Raw genomic sequence first — 22,924 nt, 5'->3', positions numbered from 1 at the left:
AGTTCCGCACGAGGCTGCGGGTGTGTGCATAGGGAGGGCGTATGGGGCTGAGGAGCAATCCCACCTACCGGCAGCGCCGGTTCGGAGCGGAGGTGCGCAAGCTCCGCGAGCTGGCTGGGCTGTCCGTAGCCGAGGCAGCGGGCCGACTGGGGATGAAACCGCCGTATCTCAGCAATGTGGAAGCGGGGCGTACGGGCCTCTCGGAGGAAAGGCTCCGCGTGCTCGCTCAGGCTGCGGATGGTGCGAGCAAGACGTTGGTCGACGCCTTGGTGGAGTTGGGGCAGAAGCCAGGTAAGGGCTGGTGGAGCGATTACCGCAACGTGCTGCGCCCGTCGTACCTGGACTTGGCCGAGATGGAGGCGGGTGCGGTCCGCGTGAGCAGCTACGAGCATATGTTCATACCTGGCCTGCTCCAGACTCGCGAGTACGCCACCGCTGTCCACCGCGACAGTTTCATGCCCAGCAGTCCCGAAGTGAGAGAGTCGGCCGTCAAGTTCCGCCTGGATCGGCAGAGCATCCTCGCCGGCGACGGCACACCGCGACTGCACGCGATCATCCACGAATCCGCACTGCGGGTGCACTATGGAGGACGCGAGGTGATGCGCGATCAACTGCTGCGCCTGATCGAGGCGTCCCGCCTTCCTCATGTGACGATTCAGGTGTTCCCGCTCAATGCGGAGGGTCGAACCGCGTTCAACTGCTCCTTCGCCCTGATCGAGCCCGCAGTCAAGGAGCTTGGTACTTTGCTGGTCGAGCAACTGGATAAGTCCTTGTATGAGGACGATGCCCAGTCGCTCGCTGAGTACGACGACACCTTTGCGAAGCTGAGTGAACTGGCTCTACCGCCTGTTGATGTGGCGAGTGCGCCAGAGGCCCGCCGAGCGAAGGACTCTCTGGGCCTTATTCAGCACATCCTGTACCTCTTGCTCTAGAGGAGCGCATATGCCACAGCTTGATTGGCGCAAGTCCACTTTCAGTACTGGTAATGGGGAGAACTGCGTTGAGGTCGCTGCCGACTCCACTGGGGTGGCACACCTCCGCGAGAGCGACGACCCCGTGCGCGTCATCGCCACTACTCCCGCCGCTTTTCACGCGTTCATACGAGCTGTGCGGGGGGACGCACTCATTGACCGCTGATTTCGGGGGAGGCCCCCATGGCACAGCTCAACTGGCAGAAGTCGAGCTTCAGCGAAGGGCACGCTGACACCTGCGTAGAGGTTGCTGCCGACTCTGCCGGTGCCAGGCACCTTCGCGAGGGCGACGATCCCGTGCGCGTCATCGCCACCACTCCTGCCGCGCTCCGCGCACTGGTACGAGCCGTCAAGACGGGCACCGTCAACCGGGGCGCCATCTGAGAGCCCGCCGGGCACGGGCACAGGCATAGGCACAGGGGCTGCGGCCCGGCCACTTGTCAGTGGTCGCGAGTATGTTCCCTCGTATGACGACGACGAGACCCTCCCAGAAGTGGCGTGACGCTATCGCGGAGGAGGCGCGCGAGCTGGCGGCGGGGGAGCTGGACCCGAAGGACGCAGGGTTGGCCCAGCAGTACCCCGAGTCGTTGATCCGGGCCGTGGACGACGCGTTCCGCGCCTACGAGGCCGAAGTGGAGGGGCTGGGCGAGGCGCCCTCGGATGCCGAGGTGCTGAGGGCCGTCGAGCGCGTTGTGCTGGCGCTCAACGACATCGACGAGTACGACGAGTTCGGCGGGTCCGGTTTCGACACCGTCGACCGCGAGGACCTGTGTGACCACATCTACGACTCGCTCTCCGGACACGGCATAGACGTACCGGCGCTCGCCGCGCGAAACGGCATCGAGGCCCACGAGATCACAGATGAGTGGCGTGAGTGGTGATGGCCGTGGACAGCGATGACCTTCGCGAACCGCTGGACGGGATCGAGCGGTATTACGACGCCGTTCCCCGCTCCGGCGCCCGTGCCGAGGACTTCGGGCCGCTGACGCTGTTCGTACGGGAGGGGCAGGGCTGGCCCTACTACGCGCGCCCGGCCCTGGGGCGTTCTGGGCCGGTGAGCGCCGACGACGTCGGCAGCGTGCGGGCCCGGCAGCGTGAGCTCGGTGTGTCGGAGAGCTTCGAGTGGGTCGCCGAGACCACGCCCGCGCTGCGGGCCGCGGTCGAGCAGACGGGGCTGGTGGTGCATGAGCACCCCCTGATGGTGCTCGATCTGAGCGCCGCGTCGGCCCCCGTCGTGTCCGAGGCCGTCGACGGCGGGCCGGCGCGGGTCGTCGGGCCGGACGATCCGGCTCTGCCGAGCGCACTCGCCGTCCCCTACGTGGCATTTGCCGACCCGGGCACCGCTGTCGGCGCGGCCGGCCCGGACGAGCTGGACGAGTTGGTGCGGAGCCAGGCCGGTGACGGCTCGGTGGAACGCATAGCGGCGCGCATCCGGGCCGGACTGACGTGCGTCGCCGCGGCGGTGGTTGACGGATCGGCGCTCTGCGCCGGTCAGCATCAACCGGTCGGGAAGATCAGCGAGATCGTCGGCGTGGGCACGCTGCCGTCGGCGCGCCGTCGCGGCCTCGGGCTGAAGGTCACCGAGGCGCTGGTGGCCGATGCCGGGTCGCGTGGGGTGGAGACCGTGTTCCTGTCCGCGGGCGATGAGAACGTCGCCCGGATCTACTCGCGGCTCGGTTTCCGCCGCGTGGGCACCGCGATGATCGCTGAGCCCTTCGAGTAGGTCTCGGTTCCTCGCTGGTTACGCGCGTCGCCCCGTGCGACCGTCGCCGTGGTTGACTTCGGCTGCGGGAAGCGCGGAGTGCGATGGCCGATCTCGGCTGGTCAAGGTGGCGTCGGGAGAGCGGGAGCGCGTGATGGAACGGCACATCAGGGGTGGAGGCTCGGACGAGGGTGCTCCGGCGGCTGTCGGGGCCGTCCGGGACCGCGCCCGGCCCCGGCCCGGCGGGCGCCTGATCGGTACGGCCCGAGGGCCGGCGCGATCACCGCGAGCGGCGGCGGCGTTGCCAGGGCCGGCATGACGCGGTCCGCCGACCGGCCCGGCTTCGCCCACCGCGATGTCTGGACCAGGGATGTCCGGACCAGGCAGGAACCGCGAGGACCGGCATGAACGCCGACCTGCCCCGGTCACCGGTACCCGCCCTCGACGAAGCGTTTCACAGCACCACTCGGCTGGCCGTCGCGGCGTTCCTTTCCGCCTGCCCCGAGGCCGAGTTCGGGATGGTCCGCGACCACTGCCGGGTCTCCGATTCCGTCCTGAGCAAGGTCGCGTCGACCCTGGAAGCCGCCGGATACGCCGATATCCGCAAGGGCTACGTCAGCAAACGCCCCCGGACGTGGCTCTCCCTGACCCCCACCGGCCAACTCACCCTGTCCCAACATGTCACCGCGCTACAGAACATCGTCGCGGCGGCCCGAGACGCCAGCGTGAACGACGGGGACCGTACGCGCTGACGCCGACCGGTCGCCGGGTAGGCGGTCATGGCCTTGGGAGTGATGGGGGCAGGGCACACCGAGCACCGCTGGATGATGCGCACCTTCCAGGAAGTGAGGCGCTCGTGGCGCCGTACGACGTCAAGCGGGAGTGGAAAGAGTTCTACGCGCCCAAGAACACGGCGTGGGCGATCGTGAACGTTCCCGAGCAGCGGTTCATCGCCGTCGACGGCACGGGGAACCCCAACACGGCGCCCCTCTACGCTCGTGCGGTCGAGGCGCTCTATGCCGTCGCCTACACCCTCAAATTCGCCGGCAAGCGCTCGGCAGGCGGCGACTTCGTCGTCGCTCCGCTGGAAGGGCTGTGGTGGGCGGAGCGCCCCGAAGCCTTCACCAGCGGGGCCAAGGACACCTGGAACTGGACCCTGCTCATCGGCATGCCCTCCTGGATCACCGAGGAGACGGTCGAGGACGCCAAACAGACCGCGCAGACCAAGAAGAGGCTTCCCGCGATCTCCCGGCTCCGGCACGCCACCCTCCACGAAGGCCCCAGCGCTCAGGTGCTGCACATCGGCTCCTACGACGACGAGGCGCCCGTGCTGCACGAACTCCACCACACCTACCTCGACGCCAACGGGCTCCGGCCGGCGGGCCTGCATCATGAGGTCTACCTCAGCGACCCCCGCAAGACGGCGCCCGAGAAGCTGAGGACCATCCTGCGTCAGCCGGTCGGACCGGCAGCGACGGGGAAGGGGCCGGCCTGAGCCGTCGCCGGCGCGACACCAGTGGCAGGCGGGCCCTAAATCGCGTGCGGCCTACGCGTCGGCATGCTGGGATCGGTGGCTATGAACGCCCTCTTGCCCGGTGAAGACGACCTGCCGGACCAAATGGAACGGAACCTGGCGGAACACGCCTGCCATCTGCATCGGAGCATGACGGGTGCGTCCGTCACGGAGGCTGATGACCTCCTGGTCGCGGACAGCGGCCTGGACGACGACACCTTCAACATCGTTGCCGCGGCCCGCTTCACCGCCGCTGCCGCCCCGGCGCGTATCACCGAGACCGTTCGGACGCTGGCTCGTACCGGTCGCCGTTTCTCCTGGTGGGTCGGGCCGGCCTCAAGACCGGCGGACCTCGCCGCCCGCCTGGCGGCGGCCGGTCTGCCGGAGTCCGAACGCGAGACGGCCATGTGGGCCGAGCTGGACGACACCCTGCCCCTGCCCGCAGCTCAGGGACTGGACATCCGGAGGGTGGCCACGCCCGGACAGCTCGCCGACTACTCCGCGGTGCTCGCCGCGAACTGGGACCCGCCCGCCGACACCGTCCGCGGCTTCTTCGCCCGGGCCGCCCCGCAAGCCCTGGCCACGGACTGCCCGGCCCGCTATCTGGTCGGCTACGCGGAGGGCCGCCCGGTCTGTTCGGCCGAAGTGTTCTTTCACGCGGGGGTGGCCGGGATCTACAACATCTGCACCCTGGCCGCCCACCGCCGACGCGGCTACGGCGGTGCCATCACGCTCGCCGCACTCCATACGGCCCGCGATCGGGGCCACCGCATCGCGGTCCTGCAAGCGTCCCCCGACGGCGAGCCCGTCTACCGCCGTCTGGGCTTCCGATCCTGCGGCCGGTTCATCGAACACGCCGTCACCCCTTGAACCGACCCGGCCCCACGAGCCGACCGCGCACTCTGCACGACGGTGTTGGCGACAGTTTCGGGGATGCTTGAGCGCTGTCGCCGCTGCGGCGGTGGCGCCGCCTCGTGGGTGGTTCCACCGCCTCAGCGGGGCGGGGGTTCACTCGTGGGAGCTGATGATGCCGCCGTTGCTGAGCACGATGTAGACGCCGTTGGCGTCCATGCCGACGTCGTGCTGGTCGGCCGTGTCCAGGGTGTCGACGACGTTGCCGTCGGGGTCGAGGATCTGGGCGCGGTAGTGGAGTTCGCCGACCTTGGTGACCTTGGCGTCCCAGCCGCCCTTGAGGGCGAAGGTGCCCGGTCCGCTCTGGCCGTCGCCCATCCAGGAGTGGACCTTGCCGTCGAGGGTGAGCACGATGAACATGTCGTTGGCGTCGAGCGCGGCGGCTTCGTCGTTCGTCTCCAGTGTGGCCAGGACGTCACCGTGGTTCACGATCTTGGCGCGGAAGTGCTGCTCTCCGATCTTGGAGACCTGGGCCTCGCTGCCGTCCGGCAGGGGCAGGTTGCTGACCGGGGTCGCCGACCCGTCGCTGTCGCCGTCAGGCGCATTGTCCGACTGCCCGTTCGCAGCGCCCGCCTTGGTGCCGGTCTTGGCCCCCACCTTGCCACCGGACTTGGCGTCGGAGCCCTGCGCCCCGGCAGAGGAGCCCGTGTTGCCGGACTCGGCGGCGGCCTTGCCCATTTCCGTGCTGCTGGAGGGCTTCATGGCGGTGTCCTCCGAGCCGGAGCAGGCGGTCAGGCTGAGGCCGGCGGCAGCGGTCAGGACCACGGCGGCGACCCGCAGGGTGCGGAGGCGAGCGGTGCGGGCAGTGGTGGCGGAGCGCATTTCGAGTCCCCCAGGGGCAGTCGGTGACGTTGTTTCCTCGGTACGTCACCAACTCTGACCGGGACCGCTACCGCAAGGGTGCCGCTCCGCTAACGTCCGGCTAACACGGGCGCGAGCAGGGACATGAGCAGGGACGTGAGCAGGGAAAAGACGCCTGGGGAAGCGGTTGCGAGACGGAATCCGCGCCCGGCCCCGAGCCATTCGGTGATCTTGGCTCCGGCACGGTTCGGCCCACGCCGTACAGCTGCGCTGTATGGCGGCCGGCCCGCGCCTTCGGCGGTCAGCCGAGTGGTGCGACGATCTCGCCGCCGTGGTCGCCCGTCTCCGCTTCGTCCAGCATGAGCGCGGCCACGGAAGCTCGGGACATCCTCGGCGGCAGCAGCGGGCGGGCTCCGCTCAGCGCGTCGTGCTGCTGTTGAAGAGCGACCGCGACCAGACGTAGCCGACCAGGGCTATACCCGCGCACCAAGCGAGGGATATCCAGGCGCTGTTGCCGATCTCCGTACCGGAGAGCAGACCGCGCAGCGTCTCGATCATCGGTGTGAAGGGCTGGTACTCGGCGAACCAGCGCAGGCCCGGTGACATCGAGTCGGCCGGTACGAACGCCGAGCCGAGGAACGGCAGGAACTGGATCAGCAGCGGTTTGTTGCTCGCCGACTCGACGGTCTTGGAGATCAGGCCGAGTGCCACGGACAGCCAGGTCACCGAGAAGGCGATGGCCGCCAGGAGTCCGGCCGCGGCCAGCCACTCCAGCGGGGTCGCCCCGGACCGGAAGCCGACGGCGAACGCGACGCCGACCACCGGCACGGCGCTCACCATCGTCTGGACGACGCTGCCGAGGACATGCCCCGTCATGAAGGACGAGCGTGTGATGTTCATGGTGCGGAAGCGGTTGATGATGCCCTCGGTCATGTCGGAGCAGACCGCGATCGAGGTCGACATCGAGCCGGCGGCCACCCCCATGATGATGATGCCGGGCGCCAGATAGTTCAGATACGCGTCCCGGCCGCCGCCCATGCCCGCACCGATCGAGTCCCCGAAGGCGTACACGAACAGCAGCAGCATCAGGATCGGCGTCATGGCGCTACCGAGCCCCACGGACGGATAGCGGATCGCGTGCTTCAGATTCCGCCGCAGCATCGTCATCGAGTCGTGCACGGCATAGGTGAGGGTGCTCATCGCAGGGTCTCCTTCGCGTGGAGCGCGGTGCCGGTGCCGCCGTCGCCGGTCAGGGCGAGGAACACGTCGTCGAGGTCGGGGGTGTGCACGGAGAAGTCGGCGGCGTGGGCACTGGCGGCGTCGAGCCGGTCGAGCAGGGCGCGCAGCGAGTCGAGCCCGCCGTCGCCCGCCACGCGCAGGGCGAACTCCTCGTCGTCGCGGGCCGCGCCCGGGAAGGCGGCGGCCGCGCGCTCGTACTCGTCGGGGCCGGTGAAGCGCAGGCGTACATGGCTGCCGGGGATCCGCGCCTTGAGTTCACCGGCGGTGCCCTCGGCGACGATCCGCCCGCCGTCGAGGACCGCTATCCGGTCCGCCAACTGGTCGGCCTCCTCCAGGTATTGCGTGGTGAGGAAGACGGTGACGCCGCCGGCGACCAGCGAACGCACGGTCTCCCACATGGTGCGGCGGCTGCGCGGGTCCAGTCCGGTCGTCGGCTCGTCGAGGAAGATCACCTGCGGGTCGCCGACCAGCGTCATGGCGAGGTCGAGTCGGCGGCGCATGCCACCGGAGAAGAAGGCGGCGCGCTTGTGCGCGACGTCCGCGATCTCGAACCGCTCCAGCAACTCCTTGGCCCGCTCGCGTCCTTCACGTCTGCCGAGGCGCAACAGGTCGGCCATGAGGATCAGGTTCTCCTCGGCGGTCAGCAGGTCGTCGAGCGCCGCGAACTGCCCGGTGACGCCGATCGCGGCGCGCACGCCGTCCGGATCCGTGGCGACATCGTGGCCCGCGACCTGGGCCTGGCCGCCGTCGGCGGAGATGAGCGTGGACAGGATCTGCACGGTGGTGGTCTTGCCGGCGCCGTTCGGTCCCAGCAGTGCGAACACGGTGCCGGACGGGATCCGCAGATCGATGCCGTCGAGGACGGTCTTGTCGCCGTACGACTTGCGCAGATCGGCGGTGGAGATGGCGGCGGGCGACTGCTGGCCGCCGGCCGGGCTGTGCATGGGCGTGGGCATGACAGTAGAAGGCATGGGGCTCCCCCATTCGAAGGCGTGGTGAGAGGTGAATTGGCCCAGGGCTGCAAGGGGTGGGCCGTACGGGGCCGGGTGCCGCCGCCGACCGCGGCCGACCGAAGCCGACCGCCGACCGCCGACCGACGCCGACCGCGGCCGCCACAGCTCGTACCAGCCACGCGTCGACCGACGGCGTCGACCGACAGGACCTCGCGACTCGCGCCCACCGCAAGTTCGCGGCGGACGTTGCCGGCATGCGCCGCGAGGTCCGTGATGCCATAGTGGCACCATGGTGACGCCACGGCAACCCCGCGAGGGTGGCAGTTGTGGATCGCTATCCAAACGGCGGATCTGACCTGCGGAAACGCGTCGCCGATGAGTTGTGCCAATGCGACGCCGCGCGAAGCGCCGGCCTCCAGGGCGCGCCCGGTGGTGCCACGTGGTGCCACCCACTCCGGATGGGGTCGCCCGAACCCGGCCGCACGCCGCCCCGAGCCCCCGCCTCACGCGTACGGGGGGTTTCCGCGACCAATGGCACACGGACGGCACCCATGAAGATGCAGTGAGTAACCGCATGGGGTGTTATTTGGCCTAAGCGAGTCCTGGGACCCGGAGGAGGCACTTCATGCGCGGAGCCACGCGCGCCAAGTGGGTCGTATGGGTGACGGCCGCCGCCCTGGCCGCGGCGGGCTGCGGGGGCGGCAGAAGCGTGGGAAGCGGTGGCGCCGTACGGGCCTCATGGGGCGATCCGCAGAATCCGCTGGAGCCCGCGAACACCAACGAGGTCCAGGGCGGCAAGGTGCTGGACATGATCTTCCGGGGGCTGAAGAAGTACGACCCGAGGAGCGGCAAGGCCGTCAACGTCATCGCCGACCGGATCAAGACCTCGGATCAGCGGAACTTCACCGTCACCATCAAGGACGGCTGGACCTTCAGCAACGGCGAGAAGGTCACGGCGCACTCCTTCGTGGACGCCTGGAACTACGGGGCGGATCTCGGCAACAAGCAGCGGAACGCCTCCTTCTTCCAGTACATCGACGGGTACGACAAGGTCCACCCGGACTCGGGGAGCGCGAGCGCCAAGACGCTCTCGGGGCTGGCGGTCAAGGACGACAGGACGTTCACGGTCAAGCTCAACCAGAAGTTCTCCACCTGGCCCGACACCCTCGGCTACGCGGCGTTCTCGCCGCTGCCGAAGGCGTTCTTCGAGGACCACGACGGCTGGATCAAGAAGCCCATCGGCAACGGCCCGTACACGGTGCGCTCGTACGACAAGGGCACGGTGATGCGGCTCGCCAAGTGGGAGGAGTACCCGGGGGACGACAAGGCGCGGAACAACGGCGTGGAGCTGCGGGTCTACACCGACAGCAACACCGCTTACACCGATCTCCAGGCCGGCAACCTCGATCTCGCCGACGACATTCCGGCCCAGCAGCTCAGGAACGTCAAGGCCGACCTGGGAGACCGCTATATCAACCAGCCCGCCGGCATCCTCCAGACGCTGTCCTTCCCCATGTACGACAAGGCGTGGTCCAAGAGCGGCATGGCGAAGGTCCGCAAGGGCCTGTCCATGGCCATCAACCGCAAGCAGATCACCGATGAGATCTACCAGAAGACCCGGGTACCGGCCACGGACTGGACCTCGCCGGTGCTCAAGGAGGAGGGCGGCTACAAGGCGGGGCTGTGCGGGGCCGTCTGCTCGTACAACGCCGCCGAGGCCAAGCGGCTGATCACCGAAGGCGGCGGGCTGCCGGGCGGCAAGGTGACCGTCACCTCCAATGTCGACACGGGGTCGCACCGCGTGTGGATGGACGCGGTCTGCAACAGCATCAACAACGTTCTCGACAGCGAGAAGGCGTGCACGGTCGTCCCGATCGGCACGTTCGCGGACTTCCGCAACAAGCTCGGCGGACACCGCATGACCGGCCCGTTCCGCACCGGCTGGCAGATGGACTATCCGCTCATCCAGGACTTCCTCCAGCCCCTCTACTACACCGACGCCTCCTCCAACGACGGGAAGTTCAGCAGCCCCGACTTCGACCGGCTGGTGGACAAGGCGAACGGCGAGAGCGACAAGGCCAAGGCGATCACCGACTTCCAGGACGCGGAGAAGGTGCTCGCCGAGCAGATGCCGGTGATCCCGCTCTGGTACCAGAACGGCAGCGCGGGCTACTCCAAGAGCATCAGCGACGTCGCGCTGAACCAGTTCAGCGTCCCGGTCTACAACGAGATCAAGGTCAACTGACCGCAGGCAGCCAGGGGTTCGGCGGGCCGCACCGCCCGCCGGGCCTCCCCCTCCCACCCCCCCCGGAGCCCCCATGGGACGCTATGTGATCCGGCGGCTGCTTCAGATGATCCCGGTGTTCATCGGCAGCACGTTCCTGATCTTCTTCATGGTGTACGCGCTGGGCGACCCGGTCGCCGCCCTCTTCGGCGACAAGGCGCCCGACCCCGCGACCGCCGCGCAGATCCGCAAGGACCTCTACCTCGACGAACCGCTGTGGAAGCAGTACCTGCACTACATGGGGCAGGTGCTGCAAGGGAACTTCGGCATCGCCTTCAACGGCCAGAAGGTCACCGAGCTGATGTCCAGCGCCTTCCCGGTGACGCTGCGGCTCACCATCATCGCGATCGTCTTCGAGACGGTCATCGGCATCGTGCTCGGCGTCTTCAGCGGGCTGCGGCGCGGGCGCGCGGTGGACACGACCGTACTGCTGCTGACGCTGATCGTGATCTCGGTCCCGACGTTCGTCAGCGGCTACCTCCTCCAGTACCTGTTCGGCGTGAAGTGGGAGACGGCGGCGGCTTCCGTGTCACCCGAGGCGCCGCTGGGCGAACTGCTGCTGCCCGGCCTCGTACTGGCGCTGGTCTCGCTCGCCTACGTGACCCGGCTGACCCGTACGTCGATCGCCGAGAACGCCCGCGCCGACTACGTCCGTACGGCCGTGGCCAAGGGCTTGCCGAGGCGCCGGGTGATCATCCGCCATCTGCTGCGCAACTCGCTGATCCCGGTCGTCACCTTCATCGGCACCGACATCGGCTCGCTCATGGGCGGCGCCATCGTCACCGAGCGGATCTTCAACATCCACGGTGTCGGCTACCAGCTCTACCAGGGCATCCTGCGGCAGAACTCGCCGACGGTGGTCGGCTTCGTGACCATCCTCGTCATCGTCTTCCTGCTGGCGAACCTGTTCGTGGACCTCCTCTACGCCGTGCTCGACCCGAGGATTCGCTATGCCTGACCCGTACGTTCCCAAGGAAGCCGTCTCGCACGGCGACGGCGCCACCGCCGAGCTCGCCATCAGCGAGGCAGCGAGCCTCGAAGGCGGGCCGGGCGGGACGGGCGGCGCGCCCGGCGACCCCTCCCTCAAGGCCCGCAGCCTCTGGTCGGACGCCTGGCACGACCTGCGCCGGAACCCGATCTTCATCATCTCCGCGCTGGTCATCCTCTTCCTGGTCGTCGTCGCGATCTGGCCGTCGCTGATCGCGAGCGGCAGCCCGTACCGGGCGGACCTCTCCAAGGCGCAGCGCGGCGCCTCGCCCGGCCACCCCTTCGGCTACGACACCCAGGGCCGCGACGTCTACACCCGCGTCGTGTACGGGGCACGGGCGTCGATCACCGTCGGCATCTGCGCGACGGCGGGGGCGGCGCTGCTGGGCAGTGTGCTCGGCGGCCTGGCCGGGTTCTTCGGCGGCTGGTGGGACGCGCTGCTGTCGCGGCTCGCCGACGTCTTCTTCGGCATCCCGATCATCCTGGGCGGCCTGGTCTCCCTGTCGGTGGTCACCGGCGGCTCGGTCTGGCCGGTGGTCGGCTTCATCGTGCTGCTGGGCTGGCCGCAGATTTCCCGCATCGCGCGCGGCTCGGTGGTGACGGTCAAGCAGAACGACTTCGTGCAGGCGGCGCGTGCGCTGGGCGCGGGCAACGGACGGCTGCTGCTGCGGCACATCACCCCGAACGCCGTCGCCCCGGTGATCGTCGTCGCGACCATCGCGCTCGGCACGTACATCGCGCTGGAGGCGACCCTGTCGTTCCTCGGCGTCGGGCTCAAGCCGCCGACCGTCTCCTGGGGCATCGACATCTCGGACGCCGCGACCCGTATCCGCAACGCCCCGCACATGCTGCTGTGGCCGGCCGGCGCGCTGTCCATCACGGTGCTCGCCTTCATCATGCTCGGCGACGCGGTCCGCGACGCCCTCGATCCCAAGCTGCGCTGAGGAGACGTCGGATGACGACATTGCTGGACGTGCGCGACCTCCAGGTCGAGTTCCGCACGAGGGACGGCGTGGCCAAGGCGGTCAACGGGGTCTCCTACAGCGTCGACGCGGGCGAGACCCTCGCGGTGCTGGGGGAGTCGGGGTCGGGGAAGTCGGTGACCGCGCAGGCCGTGATGGGGATCCTCGACTCCCCACCGGGGTTCGTGACGGGCGGGGAAGTGCTCTTCCAGGGCGAGGACCTGCTGAAGATGGGGCGCGAGGCGCGCCGCAAGGTGCGGGGCGCGAAGATGGCGATGATCTTCCAGGACGCGCTCTCCGCGCTGAACCCGGTGGCCTCGGTGGGCGCCCAGCTCGGCGAGATGTACGAGGTGCACCAGGGCACGTCCCGCAAGGCCGCGCGGGCGAAGGCCGTCGAGCTGATGGACCGGGTGCGCATTCCCGCCGCCAAGGCGCGCGTGGGCGACTATCCGCACCAGTTCTCCGGCGGTATGCGCCAGCGCATCATGATCGCGATGGCGCTGGCGCTCCAGCCGGATCTGATCATCGCGGACGAGCCGACCACCGCGCTGGACGTGACGGTGCAGGCGCAGGTGATGGATCTGCTCGCGGAGCTTCAGCGCGAGTACAACATGGGTCTGATTCTGATCACCCACGACCTGGGTGTGGTGGCGGATGTCGCTGACAAGATCGCGGTGATGTACGCGGGGCGGATCGTGGAGACCGCGCCGGTGCACGAGCTGTACAAGCGGCCCGCGCACCCGTACACCCGCGGTCTGCTCGACTCGATCCCCCGGCTCGACCAGAAGGGCCAGGAGCTCTACGCGATCAAGGGGCTGCCGCCCAACCTCGTCGCGATTCCCCCCGGCTGCCCCTTCAACCCGCGCTGCCCGCGCGTCCAGGACATCTGCCGTACGGACCGGCCGCCGCTGTTCGAGGTCGCCGAGGAGGACGGCGCGCCGCTGCCCGGCCGCGCCAGCGCCTGCCACTTCTGGAAGGAGGAGCTCGCCGATGCCTGAGCTGACCAAGGAGAGCGAGGCGGCCCCGGCGCGTACCGAACCGATCCTCGAAGTCCGCGACCTCGCCAAGCTCTATCCGCTGACGCGGGGCATCGTGCTGAGGCAGCAGGTCGGGGCGGTACGAGCGGTCGACACGGTCTCCTTCGGGCTGGCCCGCGGCGAGACGCTCGGCATCGTCGGGGAATCGGGCTGCGGCAAGTCGACGGTCGCGAAACTGCTGGTCAACCTGGAGCGGCCGACCAGCGGTCAGATCCTCTACAAGGGCGAGGACATCACCCGGCTCTCCGGGCGCGCGCTGAAGGCGGTCCGGCGCAACATCCAGATGGTCTTCCAGGACCCGTACACCTCGCTCAACCCGCGGATGACGGTCGGCGACATCATCGGAGAGCCGTACGAGATCCACCCCGAGGTGGCCCCGAAGGGCGACCGCCGCCGCAAGGTACGGGAACTGCTGGACGTGGTCGGGCTCAACCCCGAGTACATCAACCGGTATCCGCACCAGTTCTCCGGCGGCCAGCGGCAGCGCATCGGCATCGCCCGCGGCCTGGCGCTGCGCCCCGAGGTGATCGTCGCCGACGAGCCGGTCTCCGCGCTGGACGTGTCCGTACAGGCGCAGGTCATCAATCTCCTGGAGCGGCTCCAGGACGAGTTCGACCTCTCCTACGTTTTCATCGCGCACGACCTGTCCGTGGTGCGGCACATCGCCGACCGGGTGGCGGTGATGTATCTGGGACGGCTGGCGGAGATCGGCACCGAGGACCAGATCTACGAGCACCCGACCCACCCGTACACACAGGCGCTGCTGTCCGCCGTACCGGTGCCGAATCCGGAGGCGCGGACCCGGCGCGAACGGATCCTGCTCTCCGGCGACGTCCCGTCCCCGGCCAACCCGCCGTCCGGCTGCCGCTTCCGCACCAGGTGCTGGAAGGCGGAGGCGCGGTGCGCCGAGGAGGTGCCGGCGCTGGCGGTGCCGGAGGTGTTCCGGGAGCGGGGCGGCCCCGCGGCGCACGAGTCCGCGTGCCACTTCGCGGAGGAGCGGCGGATTGTCGATACGGCGCGGGGCGGGGCTGGTGGGCGGGGGGCGTCGGGAGCGTCGGGGGCGTCGGCCGGGGGGTAGGTTTCGGGCTGTTCGTACGGGTGTGACTTTCCCAAGTCGGCGCGATCGCCCCCCGGGCGTACGGACGTACTCGGCGTGTGGACGTACTCGACGTACGTACTGGGCCGGCGCCTCACGCCTCACGCCTCGCGCCTCTCGCCTCATGCCTCACGCCTCACGCCTCACGACGGCGCGTCGGCGATCCGGGGCCGGAGGCGGTCGTAGGCCCAGGCGCCGAGCGTGGTCGGAGTGGTGGTCCGGACGGTGCGGCGCTGTTCGGGCACGAAGTCCTCGCGGAGGCCGGTCGACATCCCGAGGACGGCCTCGACCAGCCCGTCGGACATCCCGACCTGGTGGAGCTGGGCGCGCATGGCGTCGTCGGTGATCCGCTCGACGCCGATCCGACGGCCGGTGGCGGCGGTGAGGATCTCGGCGACCTGTCGCCAGGTGAGGTCGGCGGGCCCGTGGACGGCTTGTACGCACCGTCCGGACCAGGCGGGGGAGAGCAGCCGGGTGGCGGCCACCTCGGCGATGTCGCGGGGCGACACCCAGGCCATGGGCTGGTCGAGGGGCAGGATCACCTGGAGCGCACCGGCTCGTAGGGCGGCGAGCTGAAGTTCGAGGTTGGTGAAGAAGTAGCCGCAGCGGAGGTGGGTGACGTCGACGCCGGTGTCGTCCAGGGCGGTTTCGGTGTGCGCCAAGCCGTCGATCTCACCGGCACCGTGACGCTTCTCGGCGCCGACGCTGCTCTGGAAGACGACGCGGCCGATCCGGTTGCCGGTGACGGCGCGGACCACGCTGCCGGTGGCGCGGGCGTAGTCGGCGAGGGGATCCTCGCCGTCGGAGGGCGGGTCCACCCAGAACAGCGCGTCGACGCCCTCGGTGGCCGCCGCCACCGCGTCGGCGTCGTACTGGTCGACCCGCACGGCGTCCACCTCGTCCCGGAGACCGGCGGGCAGCCGGCCGGGATCGCGCAGCAGAACGCGCGGCCGGACCCCGGCGCGTACCAGCGTGGCGACGACGTGGCGGCCGACGTTGCCGGTCGGGGTGGTGACAGCGATTCGCATGACTTCCTCGCATCCGGTGCCGTGGCTTCGGGCACTTCAGGCTAGGAGGAGAGGCGGCCTGAAACCGTCCGCCTCTCCGGGAAGGCTGAGCACATGGACCCCGATCCGACGACCAGGACCTTGACCTTGCTGACCCTGCTGCGGCCGGGGGGCGAGTGGACGGCCGCCGACCTGGCCGAACGGCTCGGTACGAGCGTCCGTACCGTACGGCGCGACGTCCAGCGGCTCCGCAGGCTCGGGTACACCGTCGAGGCCCGCCCGGGGCCGGGCAGCGCCTACCGGCTGGACCCCGGGATCAAGATCCCGCCGCTGCTGTTCACCGCCGATGAGGTCACGGCGCTGGTGGCCGGGCTGCACCTGATCCGCGCCTGGCTTCCCCAGGAGACGGTGGCATCGAGCGCCCTGCTCAAGCTCGACCAGGTTCTGCCCCGCCCGCTGCGCCGCCGCGCCGCCGCGACCGACCTCGCGACCGAGGTGTTGCAGCAGCCCGGCGCCGCGGTCGAGGCGGCGACCGTCGGCGTGATCGCCGACGCGGTGGCCGAGGGCGGCAGGGTGCGGTTCCACTACGTCGACCAGCACGACCGGCCGTCGACGCGCCTGGCCGAGCCGTACCGCCACTTCCTGCGCGTCGGTCAGTGGTATCTCGTGGCCTTCGACGTCGACCGGGACGACTGGCGCACTTTCCGTCTCGACCGGATCACCGGCATCTCCGCGGTGGAGGGCACATACCAGCCCCACGAATTCCCCGATGAATCCATCGAGCACTGGTTGACCACCGACTTCGGCCGGACCGCTCCGCGCTCGCGCGGCGCTGGCGGCGGGCGTGCCCGGTGACGGGGCTGGTCGTGTCGACCTCCCCTTCCGCCGGATCTGGTCCGGATCCGCGCCGGGCTTGCGCCGGGTTTGCGCCCCACTTGCGTCGCACCTGGGCCGGGTTTGCGCCCCACCTGCGTTGGATCTGCGTCAGATCCGCAGCGGACCTCAGACCTGCGCCTCATCGCCGCGCGTCCCGCACCGCGCGGTACCCGCGCTCCCGGATGACCGGGAGATCACGCCGCGCCTCGGCTACCGCTGCTGCGGCCGGTGCGTCTGATGACCGCTGTCGAGGTCGAAGTCGCCGACGTACCACTTCCCGTCGACCTTCTCGGCTTCCACCTTGGCCGTGAAGGTCTTCGGGTCCACGCCGTGCGAGCGGGACAGGATGATCGCCCGCAGGGGCTTTCCGTCGACGGTGATCTCGGCCGTCGGGACGACCGCCTTGTCGCCCTTGGGGGTGGGCGCGTTGACCTTCACCGCCGGCTTGCCGGAGGCGTTCTGCGGCGTGAACGCCTTGCTCATGGCCTTCAGGCCGGCGGCCAGCTTCTGCGTCATCGCCGCGTCGCACTTCTGGGGGGTGCCGGCCACCTTCGGGGCCGAGTCGCTGCCCGGCATCACGGAGAGCAGGCACGCCTGCTTCGCGTCCTTCTCGATGACCGCGCTGACCCAGGCGCCGACCGCGGCGGGCACGGTGGGCCGGCCGCCCGCCTGTGCGCTGGAACCGCCGTCCGACGGCGTGCCGGTGCCGTCCGACGCGCCGGCCGAGGCGGAGGGGCTGCCGCTGTGCGAAGCGGAAGAGGAGTGCGAGGCGGAAGGGGACTGCGAGTCGCCCGAGCACGCTGCCAGAAGCGGCGCCGCCGCCAGCAACGTGACGGCGGTGGACCAGCCCATGAGCCTCTTGCCGGACTCTGGTCGTGTCATGACCTTCTGCTCCTTACACGTGTGGCGTCCTGCTCGGCTCGTTGCCCGTCGGGTGGCTACGACGAGGCAGAAAGTCGAACGGCTGAGCGAAGCGCTGCAACCCTGACTGGATCGTAGGCACACGCGGAGCGCTCCGCGAAAGGCGGCGCCGCCTGCTCGCGGGTCGGTCGCCGGGTCCTGCGCGCCCCGCCCTCACGGGCGGGGTCGTCCGTCCCTGCCGAGCGCGGCCGACAGGGCAGAGCCGTCTGTGCGGCCGGGCACACCTGGGCCGTGAACGGACAAAAGGGGCTCAATGCGCAGGAGTTGGCGACCAGTGCCGAATGGAGGGGTGCGGGCGGGGGTTCTGTGCCCCAGGGGAGTCGGCCGGGTACCGCGCGCGAGCGACCTCACAGGGCCCACAGGCCACCTGCACAACATCTCCACGAGGGGTGAACCCCGTTACGCGGCTATGACAAAGCTCGCTTGACAGTCGCTGTCATCACACAAGTAAGTTCAACGTGAACCATGTTTCAACTACATACCGGCGTCCCGCGCCGGGAGAAGGGATGCCCATGGGTTCCCACGCTCGTCCCAACCGGATACACCGCACCGGGGTCCGGGTCGCGATGGTCGCACTCGTCGGCGCCGCCCTGCCGATCAGCGCTGCCGGCCTCGCAGAGGCGGCCACCCCCGGTACCGCGCACTCCGTAGACGAGAAGGGCCAGCAGAGCGGCGAAGCCAACGCCCCGGCCGGCCACGAGCAGGACGCGCAGCGGCAGTCGCACCCTGACCAGACGGCGCAGCACGGCCAGGCGGCGCAGCACGGGCAGCAGCAGTCCGACCACGCCCAGACGGCGCGGCAGGCTGCCAAGGAAAGGGCCGAGAAGGCAGCCAAGGCCGCTGCCGCGCAGGACCCGAAGGACCAGGCCGCTCCCCAGATCAAGGCCGACCACGCCTTCCTGCTGGACGCCCGCGACGGCAGCCAGGAGCGGCCGATGTGGGGCGGGGCCAAGGCCGACGAGAGCGTGCCGATGGCCAGCACCACCAAGATCATGACCGCCCTGATCGTGCTCAAGCACCCGGAGTGGCTCAACCGGCAGATCGAGGTGAAGCAGGAGTACCGGGACTACGTCCAGAAGGTCGGCGCCAGCAGCGCGGATCTCCAGACGGGCGACAAGCTGACCGTCAAGCAGATGCTGCACGCCATGCTGCTCCCGTCCGGCTCGGACGCCGCGCGGGCCCTGGCCGACAACTTCGGCTCCGGGAACACCGAGGACGCGCGGATCGCCGACTTCGTGCGGCAGATGAACGACGAGGCGCAGCAGCTGGGCATGAAGGGCACGCACTTCGACACGTACGACGGCATCTCGCACGGCAACAACCACAGCACCGCCCGCGACCTGGCCAAGCTCGGCCAGCGCGCGATGCTGCAGCCGGTGTTCGCCGACGTCGTGAAGAACAAGCAGTACAAGACCGAGGCCCCGGCCGCCAACGGCCACACCCGGTACTACACCTGGAACAACACCAACGAGCTGCTGGGCAGCTACGACGGCATTCTGGGCATCAAGACCGGCAGCGGCCCGGAGGACGGCTACTGCGTCGTCTTCGCCGCCAAGCGCGACAACCGCACGCTGGTCGGCGCGATCCTCCGCGACGACACGGGTCGTTTCGACGACGCCACCAAGATGCTCGACTGGGGCTTCGCCCACTGAGCAGTCACTGAGCGCGCACCGCACGCGCTCACCCGCGGGCCCCCGCGCCGTCCCCACCCCCACGGTGGACGAGCGGGGGCTTTCCGCGTTCGCGGGCGGCCGGTGCCGACTTACGCGTCGCTACGGACCGCGAACGCGGCGCGGTACCTGACCCAGCGTGTTCCCCCTGAACCCACGGGCCCGACCACCAGAATGGCGGTGCCCACCCCGCGGATTCCCGCTGACCTACCTTCAGTTTTCGCGAACTCGCGGGACTCCAGGGGTGTGACCGAGCTGTTTCCCGCAGCTTCGGACGCCCCTTCGTGCCCGGCCACGGGCCTGGCGCCCGGGGCGACGGCGTAGGTGGGGTGAGCGGCCAGCCCGTTCGCCGTGGTCCTCAGCGCCGCCCCGTAGAGGGCCCGGTCGCGCTCGGCGGGTCCCGTAGCCGTTGGTCAGGCGGGAGTCTCGGCGGTGGCGGTCAGGACCGCGCGGCCGAGGATGTGGCCGGCCATGGTGAAGCCGAGGGCGGCCGGGGTGGCGTCGGCGGGGATGCCGATGGTGTCGGTGTCGAGGGCGTGTACCACGGTGAAGTAGCGGTGCGGGCCGTGTCCGGCCGGCGGGGCGGCGCCGATGAAGCGGGCCGCGCGGGCGTCGTTGGGGATTTGGAAGGCGCCTTCGGGCAGGCCCGAGCCGGTGTCGTCGCCGGCGCCTTCGGGCAGTTCGGTGACGGTGGCGGGGATGTCGGCGACCGCCCAGTGCCAGAACCCGGAGCCGGTGGGGGCGTCGGGGTCGTAGACGGTGACGGCGTAGCTCTTGGTGCCTTCCGGGGCGCCGCTCCAGGACAGCTGCGGGGAGGCGTCCTTCCCGCCGGGTATGCCGGAGAGGCCGGAGTACTGCTCGATCGACCAGGCGGCGCCGTCGGTGACGGTGGTGCTGGTGACGGTGAAGGAGGCCGCCTCGGGGAGGCGGGCGAAGGGGTCGTTGGCGCTCATGGCGTCGTTCCTTTCAGGCCGTGCAGGGCTGTGGGGTGGCGGTGATGCGGCCGGCGGTCCCGTCGTAGCGGGCCGGAGGCGCCGTCATCGTTTCGCTCACTTCCGAGATCGACCATAACATCAATAATCGATTATCTTCTCGATCGTCTATTGTGTAGGCATGACGCAGAAGACCCACACCTCGCCCCCGGCGGGAAAGCAGATGCTCTCCGAGCAGGTCTACGCACACCTGCGGGACGCGATCATGCGCGGGGAGTACGCCCCCGGCGACGCACTCAAGCCGCAGGACCTCGCCAAGGAGCAGGGCGTGAGCCTGGCCGTGGTGCGCGAGGCGCTCGTACGGGTGGCCGGCGAGGGCCTGGCCGACCGGCTGCCCAACCGCGGCTTCGCCGTCCCGGCCTTCTCCGACCGCCGCTGGCAGGAGGTCGCGGAGGCTCGCCGGACCGTCGAACCGGTCGTGCTGCGCATGTCCGTCGAGCGCGGCGACCTCGACTGGGAGTCCCGGGTACGCGCCGCCCACCACCGGCTGGCCCGCACCCCGGCGTACGTACCGGAGGAGGGCGAGTACTACAGCGGCGCGTGGTCCGAAGCCCACCGGGTCTTCCACCGCACCTTGCTGGAGGGCTGCGGCAACCCCGTCCTGCTGGAGACCTTCGACCGGATGTGGACCGCGAGCGAACTGGCCCGCCGCTGGTCGGCGCAGCGCGACCCCGACCGGGACGGCGCCCTGGAACACCGCCGGCTGGAGGAGGCGGCGCTGGCCCGCGACGCCGACGCCGCGGCCGGGGTCCTGACCCAGCACCTCACCCGGACCGCGGCCGCACTGACCGAGTGCTCCCACCACGAACCCGCGGACGAAGCCTGATGAGCCTCGACCGCCTGATGCGCCTCGACCGCCTGACCGCACGACCGCACGACCACACGACCACACCTGATCACCGACACCGGAGCCGCAGCATGACCACCTTCGAGGCGAGCACGGCTCGCCACTGCCACCACGCCGTCAACCCTCTGCACTCATCCGTGTACTTCGCGCCCGAGCCGGCGGACGAACTCGCGGCGCTCGGGCTGGAGCGCGGAGCCATGATCTACCTCGCGAGCCGCGCGGCACCGCTCGGGGCCGTCGGCGCGGGCACCGTCACAGCGACGTTCTACAACTTCCGGCACGAGCACGTGCAGCGGTACATACCCGCCGCGTGGACCGTCGCCACGCCGGAGGAAGTGCTCACGGCACGGCTGCGCGGCGCGGACCGGACGCTGCGGCGGCTGCTCGGGGAGGAGATCCTCACGTCCACGGACATGACCGAGGCCGCCGGACTGGCGCTGCGCGCCGCCGAAGCCTGCCGCCGAGAGGGACGGCCGCTCTACGCCGCCAACGCCGGCCTCCCGATACCCGACGAACCGCACCTGGCCCTGTGGCACGCCGCGACGCTGCTGCGCGAGCACCGGGGTGACGGTCACCTCGCCGCCCTCGCGGTCGCCGGCCTGTCCGGAATCGAGGCGCTGGTCCTGCACAACGCCACCGGCAAGGCGCCGACATCGGCACTGTTCATGCGTACCCGCGGATGGTCCGCGGAGCAGTGGGCCGCCACCCGGGACCAGTTGCGCGAGCGCGGACTGCTGGACGAGGCGGGCGACCTCACGCAGGCGGGCACGGCCCTGCGCGAGGAGGCCGAGGCGCTCACCGACCGCCTCGCCGCCGCCCCGTACGACCACCTCGGCCCGGTGGCCACCGCGCGCCTCATCGAACTGGCCGGCGGCTTCTCCGCGACCCTCAGCGCAGCGGGCGCCTTCCCGGCGGTGCACTTCGGCAAGGGCTGAGGGCCGGGGCCCGGCCCTCCCGCGCCGGGCCCCGAAGGCTGCCGAGGAGGTTTTCGAGGAGAACACCCACCCCCGCCACGCCCTCCTCGCATCGGCCTTCGTCACCGCACGGGGCCGCTGACGGAACTCCGTCCTCTCCCGTCAGCCTTCCCCCGGCCCGCCCCCCTCCTTCGCCCGCAGCGCCGGGTCCAGGACCACGTCCTGGTCGATCTCCATCGTCGGCGCCTCCGGGAAGTGGCACGCCGACAGATGGCCTTCGCGGTTCCCCTCGATACGCACCAGCGGCGGTGCCTCCTGGGCGCATACGTCCTGGGCCTTCCAGCACCGCGTGCGGAAGCGGCAGCCCGACGGCGGCTGTACGGGGGAGGGGACGTCGCCCGCGAGGCGGATGCGCTGGCGGGGGGCCTCTTCTTCGTCGGCCAGGGCCGCCTCCGGGACGGCGGAGAGCAGGGCGCGGGTGTAGGGGTGGCGGGGGCGCTGGTAGATGTCGTCGCGGGCGCCCACCTCGACGATCTTGCCCAGGTACATGACGGCCACGCGCTGCGAGAAGTGCCGGACCACGGCCAGGTCGTGGGCGATGAAGAGGAAGGCGATGCCCAGTTCGCGCTGGAGCTCCTGGAGCAGGTTGACGACCTGGGCCTGGATGGAGACGTCCAGGGCGGAGACCGGCTCGTCGGCGACGATGAGTTTGGGGTCCAGGGCCAGCGCCCGGGCCACCCCGATGCGTTGGCGCTGGCCGCCGGAGAACTCGTGCGGGAAGCGGTTGTAGTGCTCGGGGCTGAGGCCGACGATTTCCAGGAGTTCGCGGACGCGCGCTTCCCGGCCGCCCGCCGGGTCGACTCCGTTGATCTCCATCGGGCCGGAGATGATCGTGCCGACCGTCTGCCGTGGATTGAGCGACGAGTACGGGTCCTGGAAGATCATCTGGATCTCGGAGCGGATCGGGGCCAGCGCCTTGCGGCCCGCGTGGGTGATGTCCTGCCCCTGGTAGCTGATCTTCCCGGCCGTCGGTTCCAGCAGCCGGGTCAGCAGCCGGCCGGTGGTGGACTTGCCGCAGCCGGACTCGCCGACCAGGCCGAAGCTCTCCCCGGCCCGTACGGTCAGGTCGATGCCGTCCACGGCCTGCACCGCACCGACCCGCCGCTTGATCGGGAAGCCGCCCATGATGGGGAAGTGCTTGGTCAGCCCCTCGGCGACGAGGATCTCGTTCATAGTCGCT

The 22,924-nt window shown here is 70.1% G+C and carries 24 protein-coding genes; 17 read left to right on the top strand and 7 right to left on the bottom strand.

Features of this window, described 5'->3' with window-relative positions; all coding sequences use genetic code 11:
• Window positions 1-41: 41 nt before the first annotated feature.
• The 8 genes from AC07AB_RS15665 (at window position 42) to AC07AB_RS15630 (ending at window position 5,056) form a co-directional block, all read left to right on the top strand.
• Window positions 42-932, top strand: a complete 891-nt coding sequence (locus AC07AB_RS15665) for a helix-turn-helix domain-containing protein (protein ID WP_478566066.1) — start codon at window positions 42-44, stop codon at window positions 930-932.
• Entirely contained in the window at window positions 853-1,137 is a 285-nt protein-coding gene (locus tag AC07AB_RS15660; RefSeq protein ID WP_478566063.1) for a DUF397 domain-containing protein, read from the top strand. The genes AC07AB_RS15665 and AC07AB_RS15660 overlap by 80 nt, the downstream gene beginning before the upstream one ends.
• Window positions 1,138-1,154: 17 nt before the next feature.
• On the top strand, window positions 1,155-1,355 hold the full coding sequence (locus tag AC07AB_RS15655) for a DUF397 domain-containing protein (protein WP_478566060.1): 201 nt from the start codon (window positions 1,155-1,157) through the stop codon (window positions 1,353-1,355).
• An 83-nt stretch (window positions 1,356-1,438) separates the two neighbouring features.
• Window positions 1,439-1,852, top strand: coding sequence for a hypothetical protein (locus tag AC07AB_RS15650; RefSeq protein WP_478566057.1), 414 nt, complete (start codon window positions 1,439-1,441; stop codon window positions 1,850-1,852).
• Window positions 1,853-1,857: 5 nt separating this feature from the next.
• A complete protein-coding gene (locus tag AC07AB_RS15645) occupies window positions 1,858-2,694 on the top strand; it encodes a GNAT family N-acetyltransferase (protein ID WP_478566054.1) in 837 nt (278 codons plus the stop codon).
• 383 nt (window positions 2,695-3,077) lie between these two features.
• Window positions 3,078-3,425 (top strand): transcriptional regulator, encoded by a 348-nt coding sequence (locus AC07AB_RS15640; RefSeq protein ID WP_478566051.1) that lies wholly within the window; start codon window positions 3,078-3,080, stop codon window positions 3,423-3,425.
• 104 nt (window positions 3,426-3,529) lie between these two features.
• Entirely contained in the window at window positions 3,530-4,168 is a 639-nt protein-coding gene (locus tag AC07AB_RS15635) for a GyrI-like domain-containing protein (protein WP_478566048.1), read from the top strand.
• 123 nt (window positions 4,169-4,291) lie between these two features.
• The gene (locus tag AC07AB_RS15630) at window positions 4,292-5,056 is read left to right on the top strand and encodes a GNAT family N-acetyltransferase (protein WP_478566314.1); all 765 of its coding nucleotides are present in this window, start codon (window positions 4,292-4,294) and stop codon (window positions 5,054-5,056) included.
• 138 nt (window positions 5,057-5,194) lie between these two features.
• Here the strand turns inward: AC07AB_RS15630 and AC07AB_RS15625 are convergent, their stop codons facing one another.
• From AC07AB_RS15625 to AC07AB_RS15615, 3 genes are all read right to left on the bottom strand, one after another.
• Window positions 5,195-5,920 (bottom strand): hypothetical protein, encoded by a 726-nt coding sequence (locus tag AC07AB_RS15625; RefSeq protein ID WP_478566045.1) that lies wholly within the window; start codon window positions 5,918-5,920, stop codon window positions 5,195-5,197.
• A 396-nt stretch (window positions 5,921-6,316) separates the two neighbouring features.
• Window positions 6,317-7,099, bottom strand: coding sequence for an ABC transporter permease (locus AC07AB_RS15620; RefSeq protein WP_478566042.1), 783 nt, complete (start codon window positions 7,097-7,099; stop codon window positions 6,317-6,319).
• Window positions 7,096-8,109: an ATP-binding cassette domain-containing protein gene (locus AC07AB_RS15615; RefSeq protein ID WP_478566039.1), complete on the bottom strand. Its 1,014-nt coding sequence runs from the start codon at window positions 8,107-8,109 to the stop codon at window positions 7,096-7,098. Before AC07AB_RS15615 ends, AC07AB_RS15620 begins: the two co-directional genes overlap by 4 nt.
• 607 nt (window positions 8,110-8,716) lie before the next feature.
• Between AC07AB_RS15615 and AC07AB_RS15610 the strand changes: the two genes are divergently transcribed.
• The 5 genes from AC07AB_RS15610 (at window position 8,717) to AC07AB_RS15590 (ending at window position 14,439) form a co-directional block, all read left to right on the top strand.
• Window positions 8,717-10,336, top strand: coding sequence for a peptide ABC transporter substrate-binding protein (locus AC07AB_RS15610; protein WP_478566036.1), 1,620 nt, complete (start codon window positions 8,717-8,719; stop codon window positions 10,334-10,336).
• A 73-nt stretch (window positions 10,337-10,409) separates the two neighbouring features.
• A complete protein-coding gene (locus AC07AB_RS15605) occupies window positions 10,410-11,333 on the top strand; it encodes an ABC transporter permease (protein WP_478566033.1) in 924 nt (307 codons plus the stop codon).
• Window positions 11,326-12,306 (top strand): ABC transporter permease, encoded by a 981-nt coding sequence (locus AC07AB_RS15600; RefSeq protein WP_478566030.1) that lies wholly within the window; start codon window positions 11,326-11,328, stop codon window positions 12,304-12,306. Before AC07AB_RS15605 ends, AC07AB_RS15600 begins: the two co-directional genes overlap by 8 nt.
• Window positions 12,307-12,317: 11 nt before the next feature.
• A complete protein-coding gene (locus AC07AB_RS15595) occupies window positions 12,318-13,322 on the top strand; it encodes an ABC transporter ATP-binding protein (RefSeq protein ID WP_478566027.1) in 1,005 nt (334 codons plus the stop codon).
• Window positions 13,315-14,439, top strand: a complete 1,125-nt coding sequence (locus AC07AB_RS15590) for an ABC transporter ATP-binding protein (protein ID WP_478566024.1) — start codon at window positions 13,315-13,317, stop codon at window positions 14,437-14,439. The genes AC07AB_RS15595 and AC07AB_RS15590 overlap by 8 nt, the downstream gene beginning before the upstream one ends.
• 161 nt (window positions 14,440-14,600) lie before the next feature.
• Here the strand turns inward: AC07AB_RS15590 and AC07AB_RS15585 are convergent, their stop codons facing one another.
• On the bottom strand, window positions 14,601-15,485 hold the full coding sequence (locus tag AC07AB_RS15585; protein ID WP_478566021.1) for an NAD(P)H-binding protein: 885 nt from the start codon (window positions 15,483-15,485) through the stop codon (window positions 14,601-14,603).
• Between the two features lie 93 nt (window positions 15,486-15,578).
• Here AC07AB_RS15585 and AC07AB_RS15580 point away from each other — a divergent pair, with 93 nt between their 5' ends.
• Window positions 15,579-16,319 carry a helix-turn-helix transcriptional regulator gene (locus AC07AB_RS15580; protein ID WP_478566018.1) on the top strand — a complete coding sequence of 247 codons (741 nt, stop codon included), beginning with the start codon at window positions 15,579-15,581 and terminating at the stop codon, window positions 16,317-16,319.
• A 231-nt stretch (window positions 16,320-16,550) separates the two neighbouring features.
• On the opposite strand, the gene AC07AB_RS15575 is transcribed toward AC07AB_RS15580, so the two are convergent.
• Complete coding sequence (locus AC07AB_RS15575) at window positions 16,551-17,222, bottom strand: hypothetical protein (RefSeq protein ID WP_478566015.1); 672 nt, start codon at window positions 17,220-17,222, stop codon at window positions 16,551-16,553.
• 551 nt (window positions 17,223-17,773) lie between these two features.
• On the opposite strand from AC07AB_RS15575, the gene AC07AB_RS15570 reads away from it, so the two are divergent.
• On the top strand, window positions 17,774-18,913 hold the full coding sequence (locus tag AC07AB_RS15570; RefSeq protein ID WP_478566012.1) for a D-alanyl-D-alanine carboxypeptidase family protein: 1,140 nt from the start codon (window positions 17,774-17,776) through the stop codon (window positions 18,911-18,913).
• 431 nt (window positions 18,914-19,344) lie between these two features.
• Here AC07AB_RS15570 and AC07AB_RS15565 read toward each other — a convergent pair whose 3' ends face one another.
• A complete protein-coding gene (locus AC07AB_RS15565; RefSeq protein ID WP_478566009.1) occupies window positions 19,345-19,884 on the bottom strand; it encodes a YbhB/YbcL family Raf kinase inhibitor-like protein in 540 nt (179 codons plus the stop codon).
• 160 nt (window positions 19,885-20,044) lie between these two features.
• Here AC07AB_RS15565 and AC07AB_RS15560 point away from each other — a divergent pair, with 160 nt between their 5' ends.
• Both AC07AB_RS15560 and AC07AB_RS15555 read left to right on the top strand, forming a co-directional pair.
• Complete coding sequence (locus AC07AB_RS15560) at window positions 20,045-20,749, top strand: GntR family transcriptional regulator (protein ID WP_478566006.1); 705 nt, start codon at window positions 20,045-20,047, stop codon at window positions 20,747-20,749.
• 92 nt (window positions 20,750-20,841) lie between these two features.
• Window positions 20,842-21,705 carry an SCO6745 family protein gene (locus tag AC07AB_RS15555; protein ID WP_478566004.1) on the top strand — a complete coding sequence of 288 codons (864 nt, stop codon included), beginning with the start codon at window positions 20,842-20,844 and terminating at the stop codon, window positions 21,703-21,705.
• Window positions 21,706-21,846: 141 nt separating this feature from the next.
• Here the strand turns inward: AC07AB_RS15555 and AC07AB_RS15550 are convergent, their stop codons facing one another.
• Window positions 21,847-22,917 carry an ABC transporter ATP-binding protein gene (locus AC07AB_RS15550; RefSeq protein ID WP_478566002.1) on the bottom strand — a complete coding sequence of 357 codons (1,071 nt, stop codon included), beginning with the start codon at window positions 22,915-22,917 and terminating at the stop codon, window positions 21,847-21,849.
• Between the last annotated feature and the right edge of the window lie 7 nt (window positions 22,918-22,924).

Source organism: Streptomyces sp. NPDC044033, from assembly GCF_056434425.1.
Note: the sequence above shows the minus strand (reverse complement) of the source record. Positions and strands in the feature narration are given on the sequence as shown.

Bases quoted from the DNA above. Each gene is read 5' to 3' on its own strand.
- AC07AB_RS15665 (WP_478566066.1), top strand. From the start codon at position 42: ATGGGGCTGAGGAGCAATCCCACCTACCGGCAGCGCCGGTTCGGAGCG.
- AC07AB_RS15660 (WP_478566063.1), top strand. From the start codon at position 853: ATGTGGCGAGTGCGCCAGAGGCCCGCCGAGCGAAGGACTCTCTGGGCC.
- AC07AB_RS15655 (WP_478566060.1), top strand. From the start codon at position 1,155: ATGGCACAGCTCAACTGGCAGAAGTCGAGCTTCAGCGAAGGGCACGCT.
- AC07AB_RS15650 (WP_478566057.1), top strand. From the start codon at position 1,439: ATGACGACGACGAGACCCTCCCAGAAGTGGCGTGACGCTATCGCGGAG.
- AC07AB_RS15640 (WP_478566051.1), top strand. From the start codon at position 3,078: ATGAACGCCGACCTGCCCCGGTCACCGGTACCCGCCCTCGACGAAGCG.
- AC07AB_RS15630 (WP_478566314.1), top strand. From the start codon at position 4,292: ATGGAACGGAACCTGGCGGAACACGCCTGCCATCTGCATCGGAGCATG.
- AC07AB_RS15625 (WP_478566045.1), bottom strand. From the start codon at position 5,920: ATGCGCTCCGCCACCACTGCCCGCACCGCTCGCCTCCGCACCCTGCGG.
- AC07AB_RS15620 (WP_478566042.1), bottom strand. From the start codon at position 7,099: ATGAGCACCCTCACCTATGCCGTGCACGACTCGATGACGATGCTGCGG.
- AC07AB_RS15615 (WP_478566039.1), bottom strand. From the start codon at position 8,109: ATGCCTTCTACTGTCATGCCCACGCCCATGCACAGCCCGGCCGGCGGC.
- AC07AB_RS15610 (WP_478566036.1), top strand. From the start codon at position 8,717: ATGCGCGGAGCCACGCGCGCCAAGTGGGTCGTATGGGTGACGGCCGCC.
- AC07AB_RS15605 (WP_478566033.1), top strand. From the start codon at position 10,410: ATGGGACGCTATGTGATCCGGCGGCTGCTTCAGATGATCCCGGTGTTC.
- AC07AB_RS15600 (WP_478566030.1), top strand. From the start codon at position 11,326: ATGCCTGACCCGTACGTTCCCAAGGAAGCCGTCTCGCACGGCGACGGC.
- AC07AB_RS15595 (WP_478566027.1), top strand. From the start codon at position 12,318: ATGACGACATTGCTGGACGTGCGCGACCTCCAGGTCGAGTTCCGCACG.
- AC07AB_RS15590 (WP_478566024.1), top strand. From the start codon at position 13,315: ATGCCTGAGCTGACCAAGGAGAGCGAGGCGGCCCCGGCGCGTACCGAA.
- AC07AB_RS15585 (WP_478566021.1), bottom strand. From the start codon at position 15,485: ATGCGAATCGCTGTCACCACCCCGACCGGCAACGTCGGCCGCCACGTC.
- AC07AB_RS15580 (WP_478566018.1), top strand. From the start codon at position 15,579: ATGGACCCCGATCCGACGACCAGGACCTTGACCTTGCTGACCCTGCTG.
- AC07AB_RS15575 (WP_478566015.1), bottom strand. From the start codon at position 17,222: ATGACACGACCAGAGTCCGGCAAGAGGCTCATGGGCTGGTCCACCGCC.
- AC07AB_RS15570 (WP_478566012.1), top strand. From the start codon at position 17,774: ATGGGTTCCCACGCTCGTCCCAACCGGATACACCGCACCGGGGTCCGG.
- AC07AB_RS15565 (WP_478566009.1), bottom strand. From the start codon at position 19,884: ATGAGCGCCAACGACCCCTTCGCCCGCCTCCCCGAGGCGGCCTCCTTC.
- AC07AB_RS15560 (WP_478566006.1), top strand. From the start codon at position 20,045: ATGACGCAGAAGACCCACACCTCGCCCCCGGCGGGAAAGCAGATGCTC.
- AC07AB_RS15555 (WP_478566004.1), top strand. From the start codon at position 20,842: ATGACCACCTTCGAGGCGAGCACGGCTCGCCACTGCCACCACGCCGTC.
- AC07AB_RS15550 (WP_478566002.1), bottom strand. From the start codon at position 22,917: ATGAACGAGATCCTCGTCGCCGAGGGGCTGACCAAGCACTTCCCCATC.